At 51.6% G+C, this 15,852-nt stretch carries 17 protein-coding genes and 2 pseudogenes; 13 read left to right on the top strand and 6 right to left on the bottom strand.

Going from position 1 to position 15,852, the window contains the following annotated elements; genetic code table 11:
• Window positions 1-129 precede the first annotated feature (129 nt).
• The 3 genes from imm9 to H3001_RS12885 are packed head-to-tail and all read left to right on the top strand — an operon-like array spanning window position 130 to window position 1,897.
• On the top strand, window positions 130-300 hold the full coding sequence (imm9, locus tag H3001_RS12895; protein WP_317170775.1) for an Imm9 family immunity protein: 171 nt from the start codon (window positions 130-132) through the stop codon (window positions 298-300).
• Between the two features lie 31 nt (window positions 301-331).
• Window positions 332-1,282: a hypothetical protein gene (locus tag H3001_RS12890; protein WP_007662662.1), complete on the top strand. Its 951-nt coding sequence runs from the start codon at window positions 332-334 to the stop codon at window positions 1,280-1,282.
• A gap of 24 nt (window positions 1,283-1,306) precedes the next feature.
• Window positions 1,307-1,897, top strand: coding sequence for a DUF4948 family protein (locus H3001_RS12885; protein ID WP_004295259.1), 591 nt, complete (start codon window positions 1,307-1,309; stop codon window positions 1,895-1,897).
• A gap of 28 nt (window positions 1,898-1,925) precedes the next feature.
• Here the strand turns inward: H3001_RS12885 and H3001_RS12880 are convergent, their stop codons facing one another.
• The 6 genes from H3001_RS12880 to mobA all read right to left on the bottom strand — a co-directional run bounded on the left by H3001_RS12880 (window position 1,926) and on the right by mobA (window position 6,753).
• Window positions 1,926-2,312 carry a hypothetical protein gene (locus H3001_RS12880; RefSeq protein ID WP_004319173.1) on the bottom strand — a complete coding sequence of 129 codons (387 nt, stop codon included), beginning with the start codon at window positions 2,310-2,312 and terminating at the stop codon, window positions 1,926-1,928.
• Window positions 2,309-2,704 (bottom strand): hypothetical protein, encoded by a 396-nt coding sequence (locus H3001_RS12875; protein WP_004295258.1) that lies wholly within the window; start codon window positions 2,702-2,704, stop codon window positions 2,309-2,311. Before H3001_RS12875 ends, H3001_RS12880 begins: the two co-directional genes overlap by 4 nt.
• Before the next feature lie 4 nt (window positions 2,705-2,708).
• A complete protein-coding gene (locus H3001_RS12870; RefSeq protein WP_004295465.1) occupies window positions 2,709-2,990 on the bottom strand; it encodes an Imm17 family immunity protein in 282 nt (93 codons plus the stop codon).
• A 154-nt stretch (window positions 2,991-3,144) separates the two neighbouring features.
• Window positions 3,145-5,154 carry a conjugal transfer protein MobC gene (mobC, locus tag H3001_RS12865; protein ID WP_004319168.1) on the bottom strand — a complete coding sequence of 670 codons (2,010 nt, stop codon included), beginning with the start codon at window positions 5,152-5,154 and terminating at the stop codon, window positions 3,145-3,147.
• A 37-nt stretch (window positions 5,155-5,191) separates the two neighbouring features.
• Complete coding sequence (gene mobB / locus H3001_RS12860; RefSeq protein WP_004319166.1) at window positions 5,192-6,337, bottom strand: conjugal transfer protein MobB; 1,146 nt, start codon at window positions 6,335-6,337, stop codon at window positions 5,192-5,194.
• Entirely contained in the window at window positions 6,331-6,753 is a 423-nt protein-coding gene (gene mobA, locus H3001_RS12855; RefSeq protein ID WP_004295462.1) for a conjugal transfer protein MobA, read from the bottom strand. The genes mobB and mobA overlap by 7 nt, the downstream gene beginning before the upstream one ends.
• 703 nt (window positions 6,754-7,456) lie before the next feature.
• Here mobA and H3001_RS12850 point away from each other — a divergent pair.
• The 10 genes and pseudogenes from H3001_RS12850 to H3001_RS12805 all read left to right on the top strand — a co-directional run bounded on the left by H3001_RS12850 (window position 7,457) and on the right by H3001_RS12805 (window position 15,833).
• Window positions 7,457-8,209 carry a ParA family protein gene (locus tag H3001_RS12850; RefSeq protein WP_015547221.1) on the top strand — a complete coding sequence of 251 codons (753 nt, stop codon included), beginning with the start codon at window positions 7,457-7,459 and terminating at the stop codon, window positions 8,207-8,209.
• Window positions 8,210-8,215: 6 nt separating this feature from the next.
• Window positions 8,216-8,638, top strand: coding sequence for a DUF3408 domain-containing protein (locus tag H3001_RS12845; RefSeq protein ID WP_004295459.1), 423 nt, complete (start codon window positions 8,216-8,218; stop codon window positions 8,636-8,638).
• A 43-nt stretch (window positions 8,639-8,681) separates the two neighbouring features.
• Window positions 8,682-9,101 carry a DUF3408 domain-containing protein gene (locus tag H3001_RS12840; protein ID WP_004303802.1) on the top strand — a complete coding sequence of 140 codons (420 nt, stop codon included), beginning with the start codon at window positions 8,682-8,684 and terminating at the stop codon, window positions 9,099-9,101.
• Entirely contained in the window at window positions 9,098-9,838 is a 741-nt protein-coding gene (locus H3001_RS12835; RefSeq protein WP_155012303.1) for a hypothetical protein, read from the top strand. Before H3001_RS12840 ends, H3001_RS12835 begins: the two co-directional genes overlap by 4 nt.
• 145 nt (window positions 9,839-9,983) lie before the next feature.
• Window positions 9,984-10,286, top strand: coding sequence for a DUF4134 domain-containing protein (locus H3001_RS12830; RefSeq protein WP_004303800.1), 303 nt, complete (start codon window positions 9,984-9,986; stop codon window positions 10,284-10,286).
• Window positions 10,287-10,306: 20 nt separating this feature from the next.
• Window positions 10,307-10,633, top strand: a complete 327-nt coding sequence (locus H3001_RS12825; protein WP_032558190.1) for a DUF4133 domain-containing protein — start codon at window positions 10,307-10,309, stop codon at window positions 10,631-10,633.
• A pseudogene (locus tag H3001_RS12820) lies at window positions 10,630-11,550 on the top strand (TraG family conjugative transposon ATPase); the annotation flags it as partial. The gene H3001_RS12825 and the pseudogene H3001_RS12820, both read left to right, overlap by 4 nt.
• A 601-nt stretch (window positions 11,551-12,151) precedes the next feature.
• Window positions 12,152-13,813: a group II intron reverse transcriptase/maturase gene (gene ltrA, locus H3001_RS12815; RefSeq protein ID WP_004319152.1), complete on the top strand. Its 1,662-nt coding sequence runs from the start codon at window positions 12,152-12,154 to the stop codon at window positions 13,811-13,813.
• 113 nt (window positions 13,814-13,926) lie between these two features.
• A pseudogene (locus H3001_RS12810) lies at window positions 13,927-15,504 on the top strand (TraG family conjugative transposon ATPase); the annotation flags it as partial.
• Between the two features lie 14 nt (window positions 15,505-15,518).
• Window positions 15,519-15,833, top strand: coding sequence for a DUF3876 domain-containing protein (locus tag H3001_RS12805; protein ID WP_004303798.1), 315 nt, complete (start codon window positions 15,519-15,521; stop codon window positions 15,831-15,833).
• Window positions 15,834-15,852: the final 19 nt, after the last annotated feature.

Genomic DNA, 15,852 nt, shown 5'->3' with positions numbered 1-15,852 from the left:
ACATGACAAATAAACTGATATTACCAGTGGAGAGCCGTATGCAGGGAGACCTGCACGTACGGTTCGGGGGCAGGTTATGGGAAACCTACCACCGAAAGGTGGCAAGGCGTCCATTACCGAGCCTACAATATTAAAAACTTCTACATTCTTTCTCCATGCTTTAGTAAATATGATAATTTGTATCATTATATTCTTGAGAGTGCAAAACAAGCCATAGATGCAGCTTTTGCTTATGGCTTTACATGTAACGGCAAAAGAATAAAGAAAAAAGAGTTTATAACAAACAGCACTACCGACTGAATAAGGCGGAACGCTGCAAACCATTACAGCTATGGATATAACGAATAGAATTATTGTCGCCTTACTGGAACGAATGAAAAGTAGAAACAAGAACTTTTCATTATCAAGACCTAAGTTTCATCGGTTGTTTCAAATAAATCCCGATGGCTACTTATGGTATGGCGAGAAACTGGAGCGGCATTTACTTAACAAATATGGAGAATCGGCTGATACATTGAAATATCTTGATATATATTATTTCATTTCCAATATTGTGCGGTTGTATTACATGCCTAAAAATTCAAATTCGGAGGAAAACGAGTTTGGAAAGCTATACGCTTATGGCTCCATAATAGGGTTACACCGTTGTCATATTCCAGATAAGCGAATATATCTGAACCGATTGTTAAATACTTTACTGTTCTGTTGTCCGACTTCTGAAGAATATATCCGTAGATTCCGCTGGCAAAAAAACGGTATATATTACAAATCGCAGGATGTGGAAGTTCTTATTGCCGATACATTTACAGAAATACGGGAATCGGACAAACAATCAGAATCCATTGAAATAGTTGAGTCAATAGTCAATGAGACATACCGTTATCTGGTAGGCTCAAATACGGGGCTTCCATTTGTCCGTTCGGAAACTTTATTGCACTACAACCTGAACCCATCTGATTATATGTGGCTATATCAGCACGATAAGGAATTGTTTTATACTTGTCTTGATGCAGCAGCATTACAGTCGGAGATTTTCAGTTACAAGTCATTTGTGTACAATTTCAACCTGTATATTCTAAAAGACGCAAATATATTGGATGAATTGTCCAGATATTCCAAATGTTATGAAGCCGTTTTAGAACTGCTTTTCAAATCCGATTCAATTATGCAGAACTCTGTTATTCGGCAAATCAAATTATGTAGAAATGAAGATACCATTAAACAGAATAACAGATTGGATGCTATTAACAAATGGCTCAACTCCCTAAACAAGATTGGTTAGCCACAGAACATTAAACATTAGAAAATGAGAACACCAGTCATAATCCTGTTATTTGTAATCCTGCTTGCCGTAAGCTGCGGAGAGCCTCCCATGCCGCCGTCGGACGAGGAAATGATACGCCATTTCACCACGCACGAGGTGGCGTTCCGTAAGGTGTACGAAATCATGGCAGAGAGTTCAGAAGGTAGTTTTCACTACCCGCCGCTTTCTCCGGAAGAGGTTATTATACTTGATTCAATGGAGCAAAGCGATACATCCCATGAAACGAATGATGAACAAGACATCCCGGTATATGGACTGTTGAAGCCGGAGCGAATCCTACTCGACTCCCTGTTATCAGAGATTGGATGCGGTTTTATCCTTGTTGATCGCAGGGAATGGGGAACGGCAGATTCGGTATATGTGAGCCTCGTTATGCCGTACTACTCCCACGGCATCGTGGATGCCGGAACGTCCAAGAGTTTCGTTTACGATCCCGGATTGAGAAGCCGTCGGAATATCCGTATCACCGAACATGGCGACCTGAACGAGATCTACCGCAGGACGTACAACGACACCACGCTTTACAAGCCCATCAAGGGAAACTGGTACATCGAGTTAGACCATTCGATATAACGGCCCGGAGTCCGTATCAAAGTATGTATCACTTTTTGTCAAGAAGATACATCATAAAGCAGATAATGGCCATCGCAAGGAAAAATAACAGAACCGCAAGGAGTTCGTTAAACCTGCACTTGGCATAGTGAGACATCACTGCTTTGCCTCGCCATTTGTAAATCCTGCTGACGAGCGACATAACGGCAAATGTGACAATGCTAAAAACGACACATGGCAACAATGCCGACACACCTGGAAAAAGCCGGATAGTAACAGTCATCATAGGGAATATCAAAAGAGCGAAGATATAAATCGAGAGCATCATTTCGCCATCGACCCTGCCTGTTCGTCTTGCCTGCTTCCATTTCTCCCCCATCCACCAGAGGTAGTCCCAGAGATAAAACCGTTGCTTATTCTCCTGCCGTTTCATCATGCCCAATGTATAAATCCGAGGTGGAACATCAGCGCTACATTTGCCACGATCAGGGCGATAGCGATAAGAACTATTTTGGCGAGCTTCCTGCCGGGATGTTTCATCTTCCCGTAATGTTCACGGAGTGCTTCACGCCGTCCGGCTGTATAGCGTAGCTTGCAGAATAAATCGGGAAGAAAGCAGAGAGGAATCACTATGGCCAAACCAATCATCCAGCCGAAAAGGCGCAATATCGGCGGAAACCCAAGCGGTATGAGTAGGACGAAGAGCCAGCACCAAAACAGTAGCATACGTCCGTTGAGATTGGTACGCTCCCTTTCGTGCCATATCTCGGCTACATACCACATATAGTCGATGAAGCAGATCCGGTATTTGCGATTGTCCTTTTCCATACCGTTATCTCCATACAAAGAAACCAACCAATATAAGTATAATCAGAACGCTGACCAACACAATCTGAACCCTGCGGCGTGTTTCAGGCTTGCAATCATCAAATAACCACAGTTTGCTGTTAAACTGCCAATGACACGCCCATTTCCAACGGAACAGCAACCCTGCAAGCCATAGGGCAAGCAACCCGACACCAAACAGCAACCCGTATTTCGGGTGAGCCTGCAACCACTCGAAAAACGCTTCCGCCTTGCTGTTCATTGCTTCGTATATATCGGTAACTGTCATACTTATAATTAAAAGGATTCCGAACACAAAAATAATGTTTTCCGTTCACATAATCACTACTTTATGCTCCAAAACACCGGCTGTACGGTTATAAAACCAGGAAACAGCCCCGGTTAAGGTCACGGAGGTTGTTTGCGGGGGTGTTTGTGTTCATTTAGTTCTGTTCCGGCAGGAGCTTGCAAAGCACCGGGTCGTTCTTGATACGTTCCAGTTCCTCGGCGACGATGCGGCCGGCCTCTGCCTTGATACGTTCGTAGTTTTCCTGCACGACCTGTTTCATGTGATCCGTCCCGTTCTCGTCCGTGAAATCGGTAATTTGTGGTATCTTCTTGTACCGGGCCGTTTCCGCTTTCACTTTTTCGTTGTCCACGACAATCTCGCAGTGGAAAATCTTCTGCTCGATACGTTCGTCGAAATTGTCCGCCACGGCCCCGACGAACATTCCCTGCGTGAGCGTCGAGATCTTCGAGGCCGGGATCAGGCTGTCCAGCTGCGTGGATATGGATGTCGATTTGTCGCTGCGGCTCAACGTCATGCTCTGCCGCTTCTGCAATACCTTACCGAACCGTTCCGAGAGTGTCTTGGCCGTTTCACCTACGACCTGCCCGGAGAAGATGTTGCCCACCGTGTTCATCACGACGGCGGCCTCCTTGTCCCCGTAGTCCCTCTTCAACTGTGAAAAATCCTGGAAGCACAGCAGCACGGCGACCTTGTTGCTTCTGGCCGTGGCGATCAGGTTGTCGAGTCCCTTGAAGTAGATTGTCGGCAACTCGTCGATGATGATGCCCGATTTGAGCTGGCCTTTCTTATTTATGAGCTTGACAATCCGGGAATTATACAATCCCAAAGCCGCTCCGTAAATGTTTTGCCTGTCGGGATTGTTCCCCACGCAGAGTATCTTGGGATCGTCCGGGTTGTTGATGTCGAGCGTGAAATCGTCGCCCGACATGACCCAATATAGCTGGGGCGAAATCATGCGGGAAAGCGGAATTTTGGCCGATGCTATCTGGCCCTGGAGCTGGTCTTGAGCGCCTCCGAGCCAGGCATCCATAAAGGGGCTGAGGTAGTTTTCGAGTTCCGGGTAGGATGTCAGAATCGGGAAAATATCCTCGTACCGCTTGTTCAGGAACTCGATGGCGTGCGGGAAGGTACAATACCGCCCGTTGTCGTAGATGCGCAGGAACCAGATCACGGCCGCAAAAAGGATAATGGGGCTTTCCACAAAAAAATCGCCCTGCTTCTGCACCCAGCTTCGGTTCAGGTTGAGCATGATGGTATAGGCGCTCTCGTAGGCGTCCGAAATATCGGTCATGAAGTCCGGGTGAATGGGGTTACAGCGGTGCGAGCGGCGCGGGTCGTCGAAATTTATGACGTAGAAAGTCGGGATTTTCTTGTAACCTTTCTGGTGATTCAGCAGGTGGTTGTAAGCGATTTCCGAAAGATCGGGAAACTTGTAGTCATAGATGTATTGGGTATAGCCCTTTTCGATTTGCTGTTTAATGAACTGGTTTACAACACAATAACTCTTCCCGCTGCCCGGGCTTCCCATGCAGATGCAAGCCCTTTGCGGGTTTACGACATTGGCGAACCCGTTGTTCCACTGTTTGTTATAGTAAAATTTCGTCGGCAGATTTATGGAGTACTCGTTCTCGATCAGGCGTGTTTCCTGCTGGAATGATTCGTTCTCGTTGTTGAAAGGGTCATCCATGAGATTGTTCTTCAGCAGGCGGGACATCCACACGCCGCCCATCAAGAGGCAGATATACCCGGCCGATAGGGTCAGTATGTAGAAAGCCGCGTTCGCCATCGCCGTCAGCGGCAAGTCCAGCAGCCACCAGTTGAAGAAGAACAGCACGCCTCCCGTGGCCAGCGATGCCGTGATTTTCCGCCAGGTAATTTTCTCCTCTTTTACTCCTTTTGTCCCGAGGCATGAAAGGGCGAGGAACACGACGGCGAAAAGTTTCGTCCATAGTATATTCCGGAACAGCCCCGCGGTGCGGTCGAAGTTCAGCAGAATCCTATCGACCACGCCGATATTGATTCCCCATTCCCGTATCTGCCCGTAACAGAACCAGTAGATGTTGATAACCACGAACAAGATACTCAATGCCCGCATGAAATCCATTGTTTTTGCAAGACCCCGAAGGTCGTCTTCCTGTTGCATAACCGTAAAATTTAATAAATGAATGATAATTGAGATGTTATACTTTCCTCCGTCGTGAGGTATTCCGCTTCCGTTGCCCGTCCCGTCCGGCAGGCGCTTGTTTCGGGGACAAGTCCCTCGTGTTTTCCCCGGGATTCCGTTTCCCGCCGAAGCGCAGCTCGAAGGCGTTGGCCGAGTATGCCTTTCCCAGCCGTGATCCGTTCACGACCGTCCGTGTTTCGTGGTCAATGAACGTCACTCCCACGATGCGGCCGTTTTCGTTGCGTCGTATGTAGAGATCCACCCGGGCTCCCCGCAGGCGTTCGCGCAGTTCTTCCTCCGTGGGTTCTCCCCGAAGCGCTTTATCGACCCGGCCACGGATTTGCCTCCTCGTGTCGTCCTTCCCGAACCGTTCGGCGTTGCGCTCCATGTGCCGTTCCAGCCCGTCATACCCGACCTCTTTACCGAACAGTGAGGATTTGAGCGGCGCGGCCACTGCCTTGTCCCCGTTCTCGTCCAGCAGCGTGTAGAGCAATCCCCGGTAGGGGGTTCCGTTCCGCTCTCCCCGGACTTCCTCTATACCTATATTATATAAGGACAACAATGCCCGGAACTCGCCGAGGGTCTGGAAGCGGTATGTCGCCACGGCCGGTTTTATTACCGCTGCCACCTGGCGTTTCAGGTCGCCCCGCGTGTAATCGGCGGGGACGATCCCTTGCCCTTTCTCCCGCCTTCTCCCTTTGGCGGGATGCAGTCCGTACTCCCGTTCCAGTTCCTCGGTAACGGCCACGCTGCGTTCGTTGCGCCTGCTGTCGTTTATCTTGCGCCCGTCCTGGGCCACCTGCACCGACACGATATGGATATGCTCCCGTCCGATGTCGGTATGCTTGAATACGATATAAGGTTGTCCTCCCCAGCCCATGCGCTCCATGTAGGCCCCGGCTATCTCCGCGAGTTGCCCGTCGTCGAGGCGGTCTTCGGGAGCCGGGTTGAGCGACACGTGCACGACGGGTTTTTCCGTCCGGTAGTGCGAGGGCATCCAGCGCAGGAGGTCTTCTGCCGTCGCGGCCACGTTGAAGCGCCCATCCGCCGGCTCCCTCACGATGTGGGTCAGCAGCACCTTCCCGTCGCCCCGATCGACTTTCTCCTGGTTGTACGCCAGCGCGCCGTACACGTCTTTTCCGGTGGTGATATTGGCTACCATCGCTGTTTGAACTCTTCGGAGAGCGACACGACCTGCTGCCCGACGGCCGCCAGTTCACGTGTCGCTCTCTCCAGTTTATAGAGCAGCGCGAGTGTTTTCTTCTCGGAAAAATGCGCGTGCAGCTCCTTCACCACCTGGTTGTAATTCGTTCCCACGGCACGGAATTGGGCGTGGAAAGCGGTCAGCTTCGCCACGTATTCGAGCGTTCCCCGGTCGGTCTTTACCACCCGGAACGCCTCGTTGAACACTCTCGCTTTGATAAAAGCGGCTTTGGACAATAGCCCGGACTGCTCGTAAAGGTCGAGGAAACGGGCATGTTCCACGGCTGAAAAGTTTACCGAAAAGCGGTAAACGGCCGGGTCGTTTTTCGCGGGTCGTCCCCCTTTGCCCCCTCGGGGCTTTCTGTTCTTTTCCATCGCATCGAAATTTTAAGGAGAGGCCAGGGCCCCACCGGTTCCTGAAAATTCCGATCCCTTCGCGGCTTGCCGCCCTTCTGAAAAGCACCGACTCCGGAGGTGCTTTCTCCCCCTTGCGGGCAAGCTGTTTTCTGCTGCAAAACGAGAATCGTGCAGCAGAAAACACAGCTTGCTATTTGCCCTTTGCAAATACCTTCTGCCCGCTCGCGGACAGAACATTGAAAGAGCCGCCGTAAAACGGGGCAAGGACGGCTTCATTAGCGTCGGGATCGTTCACGAGGCAAAGATACCTACCTATTCAATCGCTTGTACCACAAGCGATTATGCCACTTGCGTCCACTTTGACGCCACACGCGGCCATAGCGGAAAAAGAGCATACAACCCGTGTTTTTAAGGGTTTACTTTGCACGTGAGAACGGATACGGGCAATGACACATCCTCCTGTCCGCACACGTGCGGACGGATGCAGAAAACACCGTGTGCAGAGGAAAAAGCGGGTCTTTGTCCGGATAAGCAAATGCGGTTGCGCATGAGTATAAAATCGGACACGCGCCCATGCACCGGCATACCGGCGTAACAGCCTGCCAGCGCACCAGCATATATGCGTGCCGGCATACCTGCATAAAATCTCATGCCGTCACTTGCCCGGATACGTGAAGAGATGAACGATTACCCGATTGTATAACTAAAAACGCATGGAACAATGAAAGAGAAAACGAAATTCGTGGCCTTCTCCACCCAAAAAGGCGGAGCGGGCAAAACCACCCTCACGGTGCTGGCAGCCTCTTACCTGCACTATGTAAAGGGTTTCAATGTCGCGGTCATCGACTGCGATTATCCCCAACACTCCATCGTGGAGATGCGGGAACGTGACCTGAAGCTTGCCCTCGAAGACGAACATTACAAGAGGTTAGCTTACGAACAATTCACCCGGCTTCAAAAGAAAGCCTATCCTGTCGTGGAAAGCAACACGAAAGAGGCGTTGGCCGATGCCGACTACCTCCTGCCGCAAGGTGATTTCGATTATGTGTTCTTCGACCTTCCCGGTACGATCAATAACGAGGATCTGATTCATTCCCTGGCCGGAATGGATTATCTCGTCGCCCCGATCAGTGCCGACCGGGTTGTCATGGAAAGCACCCTGAATTACGCAGTTGTGGTAAAGGAGCATATAATGGGCCGCGAGAAGTCCCGGATGAAAGGGCTGTATATGCTATGGAACATGGTGGACGGACGTGAAAAGACAGAATTATATCAGGTTTACGAGGCGGTAATGAAAGAGTTGGAGCTTCCTGTTCTGAAGACCTTCCTGCCTGACACCAAGCGTTTTCGTCGTGAGCAGAACGCCAGCCGTCGCTCTGTCTTCCGCTCCACGCTCTTCCCGGCAGACCGTTCTTTGATCCGGGGCAGCAACCTGGATAAACTCGTGGATGAATTGATCGAACTGTTAAAGTAGAATCTTATGAGCGGAAAAGAACATGACGACGGTTTGGACGCTTCCTTCATCATCAGCCAGGCCAAAAGCCGAAACCGGCCACTACATCCTTACACGCCGGAAAAAGAGGAGGAGGCATCGGCTCTATCGGAACCGTCCGGCGAGGCCGCCTCCTCGTCGGCTACGAAAGAGGAGGGACGCCGCCGAAGAGGGAAAGGCCAGGATTACGAGCGTCTTTTTATCCGGAACGCCCCCTCCAATACCCGAAGCGGCAAAACGGTGTATATCCGCAAGGAGTTTCACGAGCGTATAACCCGGATAGTGCAGGTTATCGGTAAGAACGAACTCTCGCTGTATAGCTACCTGGACAATGTGCTGGAGCAGCATTTCGCGACCTATCAGGAGGAAATTTCGGAACTCTACAAGAAACGGAACTCCGATATTTTTTAGTTATGAACCCAATATTTTTACAATCCATTAAAAACAATCCATCATGTCAGACAAAGCAATTATTTTATCTGTTATCCTGGCGGCCGTCCTTTGCGTCGCCGTACCCTTCATCTTCCGCGTGTGCCGCTACCGGCGCAGGATGAAAACCCTTATCGTCCCCGACGGCCCTTCGGGGGAGGTCGCCGTGGGGACTGTCCCCACCCCCGAGGCCGAGTACCTGGCCCGTTACATCTGCCTGCTGCGGCTGCCTTTCGCCGGTAACAAGCACGTGAAGATACGTCCGTCGTACCACGAGCGTATCCGCGAGATCACCCGTGTCATCGGTCGTGGCGACGTGACGATCACGGCCTACGTGGACAAGGTTCTCAAGGCGCACCTGGACGATAACCGGGAAACCATCGAGCGGCTTTTCGAGGAGCGTGAGGCCGTGGCCTCCCTGCAACCCAAAGCGGAGGAGCGATGAACGGGGCGTTGTGGCTGCTGCCCCTCTTTGCCGTGGGGTATGCCTTGTGGGCGTTTTTCCGCCTGCGGCGGATGGAACGTAACGAACCGGCAGACGGGATCGTTGCCGAAGACACGCCCTGCCGGCAGGAGATCATCGGCAGGAGCCGCTTTGTCCTCGACCCGCGCCACTCCCGGCCACAAGCTGCCGTAGAATCTGAAACTGAAAAAGTTACGGAAAAAGCCGATATATTTGTGCCCACGAATGTACCCGAACACCCCCGGCAGATTCCGCCGGAAGACCTGGATGAAGTGTTCGGTGTCGCTCCCGAGGGGGAGCCTAACGAACCTCTGGAAATCGACTTTCCGCTGTACGATGAATCTTTCCCGGATGCGGACGCGGAGGAGCCGGATTATGACGAGGATGAAGACGACACCGAAGAGCTGCCCCTTTTGGGCCGCTCGCTTGCCCAGGGGGTTAGTTTTGAACAGATGGGCGAAGCCTACCGCCACGTGGTACACGATCCACCTTCAACAGACGAGCAAAGGGAGGAAACGGGACGTGTCCTCCTGGGCCTGAAACAGACCGACATGTTCGAGGTCATCGTTTCGGGCCGCCCCGACGGGAACGACAGGGTAAAATCCCTGATCGACACCTACCTCTCGGCCTTTCACCGGCGTATGTCCGAGAGGTCTGCGGAAAGCCCATCTCCGCAGGGTTCGGTTCTCACGGGTTTCGACGTCCGTGAGTTTGTTTAACCCCATAATGACATCACGATGAAAGAAAAAGACTACGGGTAGCGCGTGAGGCTATCCTCGAACCACTGAAAAAATCCGAATCAAGAAGTTTAACCCGGTGCGGGGCCTATCCATCCCCGCGCCACAATTCAAACATTATCGAGTTATGAGAAAGAACAAGATTCTTCTTCCGGCGGCATTTCTCTTTGCCGCCATCTCCTCCGCCTTCGCGCAGGGCAACGGCATCGCCGGCATTACGGAGGCTACCAACATGGTAACCAGCTACTTCGATCCCGGAACGAAGCTCATCTACGCGATTGGGGCTGTGGTCGGCCTTATCGGGGGGATCAAGGTCTATAACAAGTTTTCGAGCGGCGACCCCGACACGTCGAAGACCGCCGCGAGCTGGTTCGGCGCGTGTATTTTCCTGATTGTCGCCGCGACGATCCTACGCTCTTTCTTCTTGTAGTCCAACCTGTCATGCAAATAATTATGGAATATGGAATCAACAAGGGAATCGGCAAGAGCGTGGAGTTCCGGGGCCTGAAGGCGCAGTACCTCTTCATCTTCGCGGGCGGCCTGCTGGCCGTCTTCGTGGTGTTCGTCATCCTCTACATGGCAGGGGTCGATCAGTGGGTATGTATCGCTTTCGGCGTTGCGGCGGCTTCGGTGCTGGTCTGGCTTACCTTCCGCCTGAACGCCCGTTACGGGGAACACGGGCTGATGAAGCTGCTCGCCGCGCGCCGGCATCCCCGCTACCTGCTCAACCGCAAGTCCCTGCGCCGGTTGCTGAAAAGAAAGGGGGGCCGCGTATGAGAAACATCTTGAAAGCTACCACGCTGGAAAGCAAGTTCCCGCTCCTGGCCGTGGAAGGCGGTTGTATCATCAGCAAGGACGCGGACATAACGGTCGTCTATCGGGTCGAACTCCCGGAGCTGTTCACCGTCACGTCCGCCGAGTACGAGGCGATCCACGCCGCCTGGTGCAAGGCCCTGAAGGTCTTGCCCGAATACAGCGTGGTACACAAGCAGGACTGGTTCATCCGCGAGCGTTACCGCCCGGCCACGGGCGAGGGGGACATGAGTTTCCTCTCCCGCAGTTACGAGCGGCATTTCAACGAGCGTCCGTTCCTGACCCACGCCTGCTTCCTCTACCTGACGAAAACGACGAGGGAGCGTATGCACATGCGTTCAGACTTCTCGACCCTCTGCCGGGGCAACATCATTCCCAAAGAGGTAAACCGGGAATCGGCGACAAAATTCCTGGAGGCGGCGGAACAGTTCGAGCGTATTCTGAACGATTCGGGTTTCCTGACCCTTGTCCGCCTCACGGGGGACGAGATCACGGGTACGGCGGATTGTCCGGGCCTGCTGGAACGGTACTTTTCCCTCTCGCTCTCGGAGACGACTTCTCTTCAGGACATCGAGCTGGGGGCCGAGGTTCTGCGCGTGGGTAACAAACGGGTGTGCCTGCACACGCTCTCGGACACGGAAGACCTGCCGGGGCACGTGGGTACGGACACCCGTTACGAGCGTCTTTCCACCGACCGTTCGGACTGCCTGCTCTCGTTCGCGGCCCCCGTGGGGCTTCTGCTTTCCTGCGACCACCTTTACAACCAGTACGTGTTCCTGGAAGACAGCGACGAAAACCTGCGTATGTTCGAGAAACGTGCGCGCAACATGCAGTCCCTTTCCCGCTACTCCCGCGGGAACCAGATAAACAAGGAGTGGGTGCGATACGTCGCTGTGTAAGTAATTGTTAAACTTAGATTTAACCCGTTGTTTCGTCAACGGTAGCCTATGGACAGATGCACCAATAGTAATATACTGTATCAAAGCTGTCCAGACAAGGTAGCCCTTCCGAAAGGAGCAGTCAGAACCGTGAGGGAAAGACAATGGCTGTTAGTATCATACAGTCAGGGAGCTTGGCTTGGGTGGTATGGTTAGCGTAAGCGAACTGTCGTCTAAACGTCGTAAGGTTGAAGAAGCCAAAGATACTGATAGGCTTCAGCCCAAAAGGGAAGCAGTCGGTTATTCCTCTCCATTCTGGGAATACACGAACAGAGTACTGCCGGTGTAATAGACAGAACCTAACCCACTTATAAGTTACTTGCACGGAACGTAGTAAGCCCGTATTTCTCCTGCCAATGACAGGTAAGCAGACCGTAAGGAATGCCGAATGGAGTGCGGGTATAGGATTGCAGAAAAAGCGAATGCCACCCTGTAATGGGGTGAATAGGGATTGAAACATCATCCCGCTGCGAAAGCAGGCTGACTTCTGCGGTAGGTGATTCTTTACAAGAAACTTTTAGAACTTTTAAAAGGAGAAAAGCAAATGAACGAAATTAAAAAATCGTGTGCATCGACTGACCAAACGCAGAGCAAATGGGACAGTATAAATTGGCTCAAATGCGAAGCTGCGGTTCAAAAGCTACAAGCGCGTATTGTAAAGGCTCAAAAAGAGGGTCGCCACAACAAGGTCAAAGCCTTGCAGTGGACACTGACCCACTCGTTTTACGCTAAAGCATTAGCGGTAAGACGTGTAACTTCCAATAATGGGAGTAAAACGGCTGGCGTCGATATGGTAACATGGAAAACGCCAGATGCTAAAGTGTGTGCAATAACCGAACTGAAAAGGAGAGGTTATACACCCCAACCTCTGAGACGAGTACATATCAGAAAGAGTAACGGGAAATTAAGACCATTGGGTATACCAACTATGAAAGACCGGGCTATGCAGGCATTGTATCTGATGGCACTGGCTCCCGTAGCTGAAACAACGGCTGATGCCAATTCTTATGGTTTCAGAAAAGAAAGGAGCACGGCAGATGCCGTTCAACAATGCTTCAATGACCTGGCAAGGACGACATCCCCACAATGGATCTTAGAAGGTGATATCAAAGGTTGTTTCGACCATATCAGTCATGAATGGTTGCTTGACAATATCCCTATGGATAAAGTTTTGCTCCGTAAATGGTTGAAAAGTGGATTTATTTTCAACAAGCAACTTTTTCCGACAGAGGAGGGAACTCCTCAAGGCGGCATCATCTCCCCAACTCTTGCAAATATGACTTTGGACGGACTGGAAAAACTGCTTGCCGATAGCTTTCCGATAAACCGCTCGAAGAAAAATTACTATACTCCTATGATAAATCTTGTTCGCTACGCGGATGATTTTATTATCACAGGAGAGAGTAAGGAGTTGTTGGAGAACCATGTTAAACCATTAGTCATTGAGTTTCTTCAAGCAAGAGGGCTTACCTTATCAGAAGAAAAGACTAAGATAACTCATATAGAAGAAGGGTTTGATTTTCTTGGGTTCAATATCAGAAAATATAAAGGCAAGTTTATCACAAAACCATCCAAGAAGAGTCGAAAGAGATTTTTAGATAAGGTTCGTGAAATAGTGGACAAGAACAAGTCTTCTAAGCAACAATCTTTGATACGATTGCTAAACCCAGTCATTAGAGGATGGGCGAACTACTACAAGGGGTGTTCTGCATCGGAAACTTTCCGTAAAACAGATGCACAAATTTTCAACAAACTATGGCGATGGTCTCGCAGAAGACATCCCAAAAAAGGTAAACGATGGATTGCCAACAAGTATTATCACACTGTAAGAGGTAGAAGCTGGACTTTTGCCGTACCGCTTGAAAACAGGAAAGTGGATAAATACCACACTCTTGTGAGATTGTCGGATACGAAAATAAAGCGACATATCAAAATCCGCAGTGAGGCCAACCCATATGATGCCGATTGGAAAGATTTCTTCGATCAATACAAGACCCGAAGAATGCTTGCACACTTAGACGGCAAGCAATATATCTATCGCCTGTGGAATCAGCAAATGCAATGTTGCCCTGTGTGTGGCAAGCACATCACACGGGAAACTCCCTGGAAAATTACTGAAATGACAGGGAGCAGTAGAAAGGCGAAAGTCCTAATACATGATCATTGCAGCCGAATTACTAACAGAAATAAATGGAAGTTACTATGAGCCGGCTTTTAGTTACAAATAAAAGTTTTGAATTGCTTGAGCCGTATGAGGGGAAACTCTCACGTACGGTTCTTAGAGGGGAAAGCTCCCGTAAGGGGGCTGACCTACTCGACATCGACCAGTATCTCAACGAGGCGCACTCGTTCGGTCTTCAATCCGTCCGGGCCCATTTCAACGTGCTGGCCTGGTCGGACGACGTGCAGGAGCTCCGGCATATCCGCAATGATGTGGGCAGCCAGCTCGCTCTGATGGAGTGCCGCCCGCGCCACAACACCGTGGACGCCGCCACGCTCTACTGGGCGGGTATGCCGGGCAACGCGGGGGATTTCCCCGCCGAGGAATCGTTCTACACGTTCATCGAGCCCGCGGTCTGTTTCTTCACGGAGGAAACCAACTATAAATCCTCGTCCAGCCCTTTCGGCATCAAGCTGTGCGACCGCATAAGCGGCAGGCCCCTGCACCTGGACATCTCGGACGAACCGATGAAAAAAGGGATCATTACGAATAGGAATAAATTCGTGTTAGGCGGCTCGGGGTCAGGCAAGTCGTTCTTTATGAATCATTTAGTTCGCCAATACTGGGAGCAGGGCACGCATGTCGTGCTGGTGGATACCGGTAACAGCTACCAGGGTCTTTGCGAGCTGATCCGGCGTAAGACCAAAGGTGAGGACGGCGTGTATTTTACCTATACCGAGGAACATCCCATCAGTTTCAACCCGTTCTACACCGACGACTACTATTTCGACGTGGAGAAGAAGGACAGCATCAAGACGCTGCTGCTGACACTCTGGAAAACCGAGGACGACAAGATCACGAAGACCGAGAGCGGCGAGCTGGGCAGTGCCGTGAACGCCTATATCGAGCGTATCCGCGCCGACCGGAATATCGTGCCGTGTTTTGACAGTTTCTACGAGTACCTGCGGGACGACTACCGCCGCGAGCTGGAGGAGCGGGAGATCCGGGTCAGCCGCGAGGATTTCAACATCGACAACATGCTCATCACCCTGCGGCAGTATTATAAGGGCGGACGCTACGACTTCCTTCTGAACTCCCGGGCCAACATCGACCTGCTCTCGAAGCGCTTCGTGGTCTTCGAGGTGGATTCCATCAAGGAAAACAAGGAGCTTTTTCCCGTGGTCACCATTATCATCATGGAGGCTTTCATAAACAAGATGAGACGGCTCAAGGGGGTACGCAAACAGCTCATCGTCGAGGAGGCCTGGAAGGCGCTCTCTACGGCCAATATGGCTGAATATCTGCGTTATATGTATAAAACAGTCCGCAAATACTACGGTGAGGCCATCGTTGTGACGCAGGAGGTCGAGGACATCATTTCCAGCCCGGTGGTCAAGGAGGCGATCATCAACAACTCGGACTGCAAGATCCTGCTCGACCAGCGCAAGTTCATGAACCGTTTCGACGCGATTCAGTCCTTGTTGGGGCTGACCGACAAGGAGAAGGCGCAGATTCTCTCGATCAACCAGTCCAACGACCCTTCCCGTAAATACAAGGAGGTCTGGATCGGTCTGGGCGGCGTTCAGTCGGCGGTCTATGCCACGGAGGTCAGCGTCCCGGAGTACCTGGCCTACACGACCGAGGAAACGGAGAAAGTGGAGGTACAGCGGCTTGCCGGGGAGCTGGGCGGTGATATGGAACTGGCGATCAGGCAGCTCGCCGAGGGCAAACGTTAAAGGGAGGGCAGGCCATGTATCGCAAGTGTATCGGATCAGACCCCACGGCAGCGCGTTTGGACTTCGCGCTGTACGAGGTGGCGGGCGAGTGGGAAAGCCGCTCGGGTTCTCCCCGGGTTCGCATCTACCGCAACCCGGGACGCCGGGGCGGCGGTTTTTACGTGGAGGTGTCCTACAAGGACGGGACACGCTTCTCCCGTCCCGTGAGGAAGTATTGGGGAGGTATCCGTTACTTCGACCTCTACGGGTATGTCGCCCTGGCCTACGATGCGGGGCGCGAGGTGCTCCAGCTCTCCGCCTACGGGGATTATTACCGGGCGTCGGAATGACCGCCCAAGTATTCACGAA

It is taken from the genome of Phocaeicola faecicola (assembly GCF_013618865.1).
Taxonomy (GTDB): Bacteria; Bacteroidota; Bacteroidia; order Bacteroidales; family Bacteroidaceae; genus Phocaeicola; species Phocaeicola faecicola.
Note: the sequence above shows the minus strand (reverse complement) of the source record. Positions and strands in the feature narration are given on the sequence as shown.

What these genes read in the sequence shown, in the direction of transcription:
- H3001_RS12890 (WP_007662662.1), top strand. Translation starts at nt 332, where the DNA reads ATGGATATAACGAATAGAATTATTGTCGCCTTACTGGAACGAATGAAA.
- H3001_RS12885 (WP_004295259.1), top strand. Translation starts at nt 1,307, where the DNA reads ATGAGAACACCAGTCATAATCCTGTTATTTGTAATCCTGCTTGCCGTA.
- H3001_RS12880 (WP_004319173.1), bottom strand. Translation starts at nt 2,312, where the DNA reads ATGATGAAACGGCAGGAGAATAAGCAACGGTTTTATCTCTGGGACTAC.
- H3001_RS12875 (WP_004295258.1), bottom strand. Translation starts at nt 2,704, where the DNA reads ATGGAAAAGGACAATCGCAAATACCGGATCTGCTTCATCGACTATATG.
- H3001_RS12870 (WP_004295465.1), bottom strand. Translation starts at nt 2,990, where the DNA reads ATGACAGTTACCGATATATACGAAGCAATGAACAGCAAGGCGGAAGCG.
- mobC (WP_004319168.1), bottom strand. Translation starts at nt 5,154, where the DNA reads ATGCAACAGGAAGACGACCTTCGGGGTCTTGCAAAAACAATGGATTTC.
- mobB (WP_004319166.1), bottom strand. Translation starts at nt 6,337, where the DNA reads ATGGTAGCCAATATCACCACCGGAAAAGACGTGTACGGCGCGCTGGCG.
- mobA (WP_004295462.1), bottom strand. Translation starts at nt 6,753, where the DNA reads ATGGAAAAGAACAGAAAGCCCCGAGGGGGCAAAGGGGGACGACCCGCG.
- H3001_RS12850 (WP_015547221.1), top strand. Translation starts at nt 7,457, where the DNA reads ATGAAAGAGAAAACGAAATTCGTGGCCTTCTCCACCCAAAAAGGCGGA.
- H3001_RS12845 (WP_004295459.1), top strand. Translation starts at nt 8,216, where the DNA reads ATGAGCGGAAAAGAACATGACGACGGTTTGGACGCTTCCTTCATCATC.
- H3001_RS12840 (WP_004303802.1), top strand. Translation starts at nt 8,682, where the DNA reads ATGTCAGACAAAGCAATTATTTTATCTGTTATCCTGGCGGCCGTCCTT.
- H3001_RS12835 (WP_155012303.1), top strand. Translation starts at nt 9,098, where the DNA reads ATGAACGGGGCGTTGTGGCTGCTGCCCCTCTTTGCCGTGGGGTATGCC.
- H3001_RS12830 (WP_004303800.1), top strand. Translation starts at nt 9,984, where the DNA reads ATGAGAAAGAACAAGATTCTTCTTCCGGCGGCATTTCTCTTTGCCGCC.
- ltrA (WP_004319152.1), top strand. Translation starts at nt 12,152, where the DNA reads ATGAACGAAATTAAAAAATCGTGTGCATCGACTGACCAAACGCAGAGC.
- H3001_RS12805 (WP_004303798.1), top strand. Translation starts at nt 15,519, where the DNA reads ATGTATCGCAAGTGTATCGGATCAGACCCCACGGCAGCGCGTTTGGAC.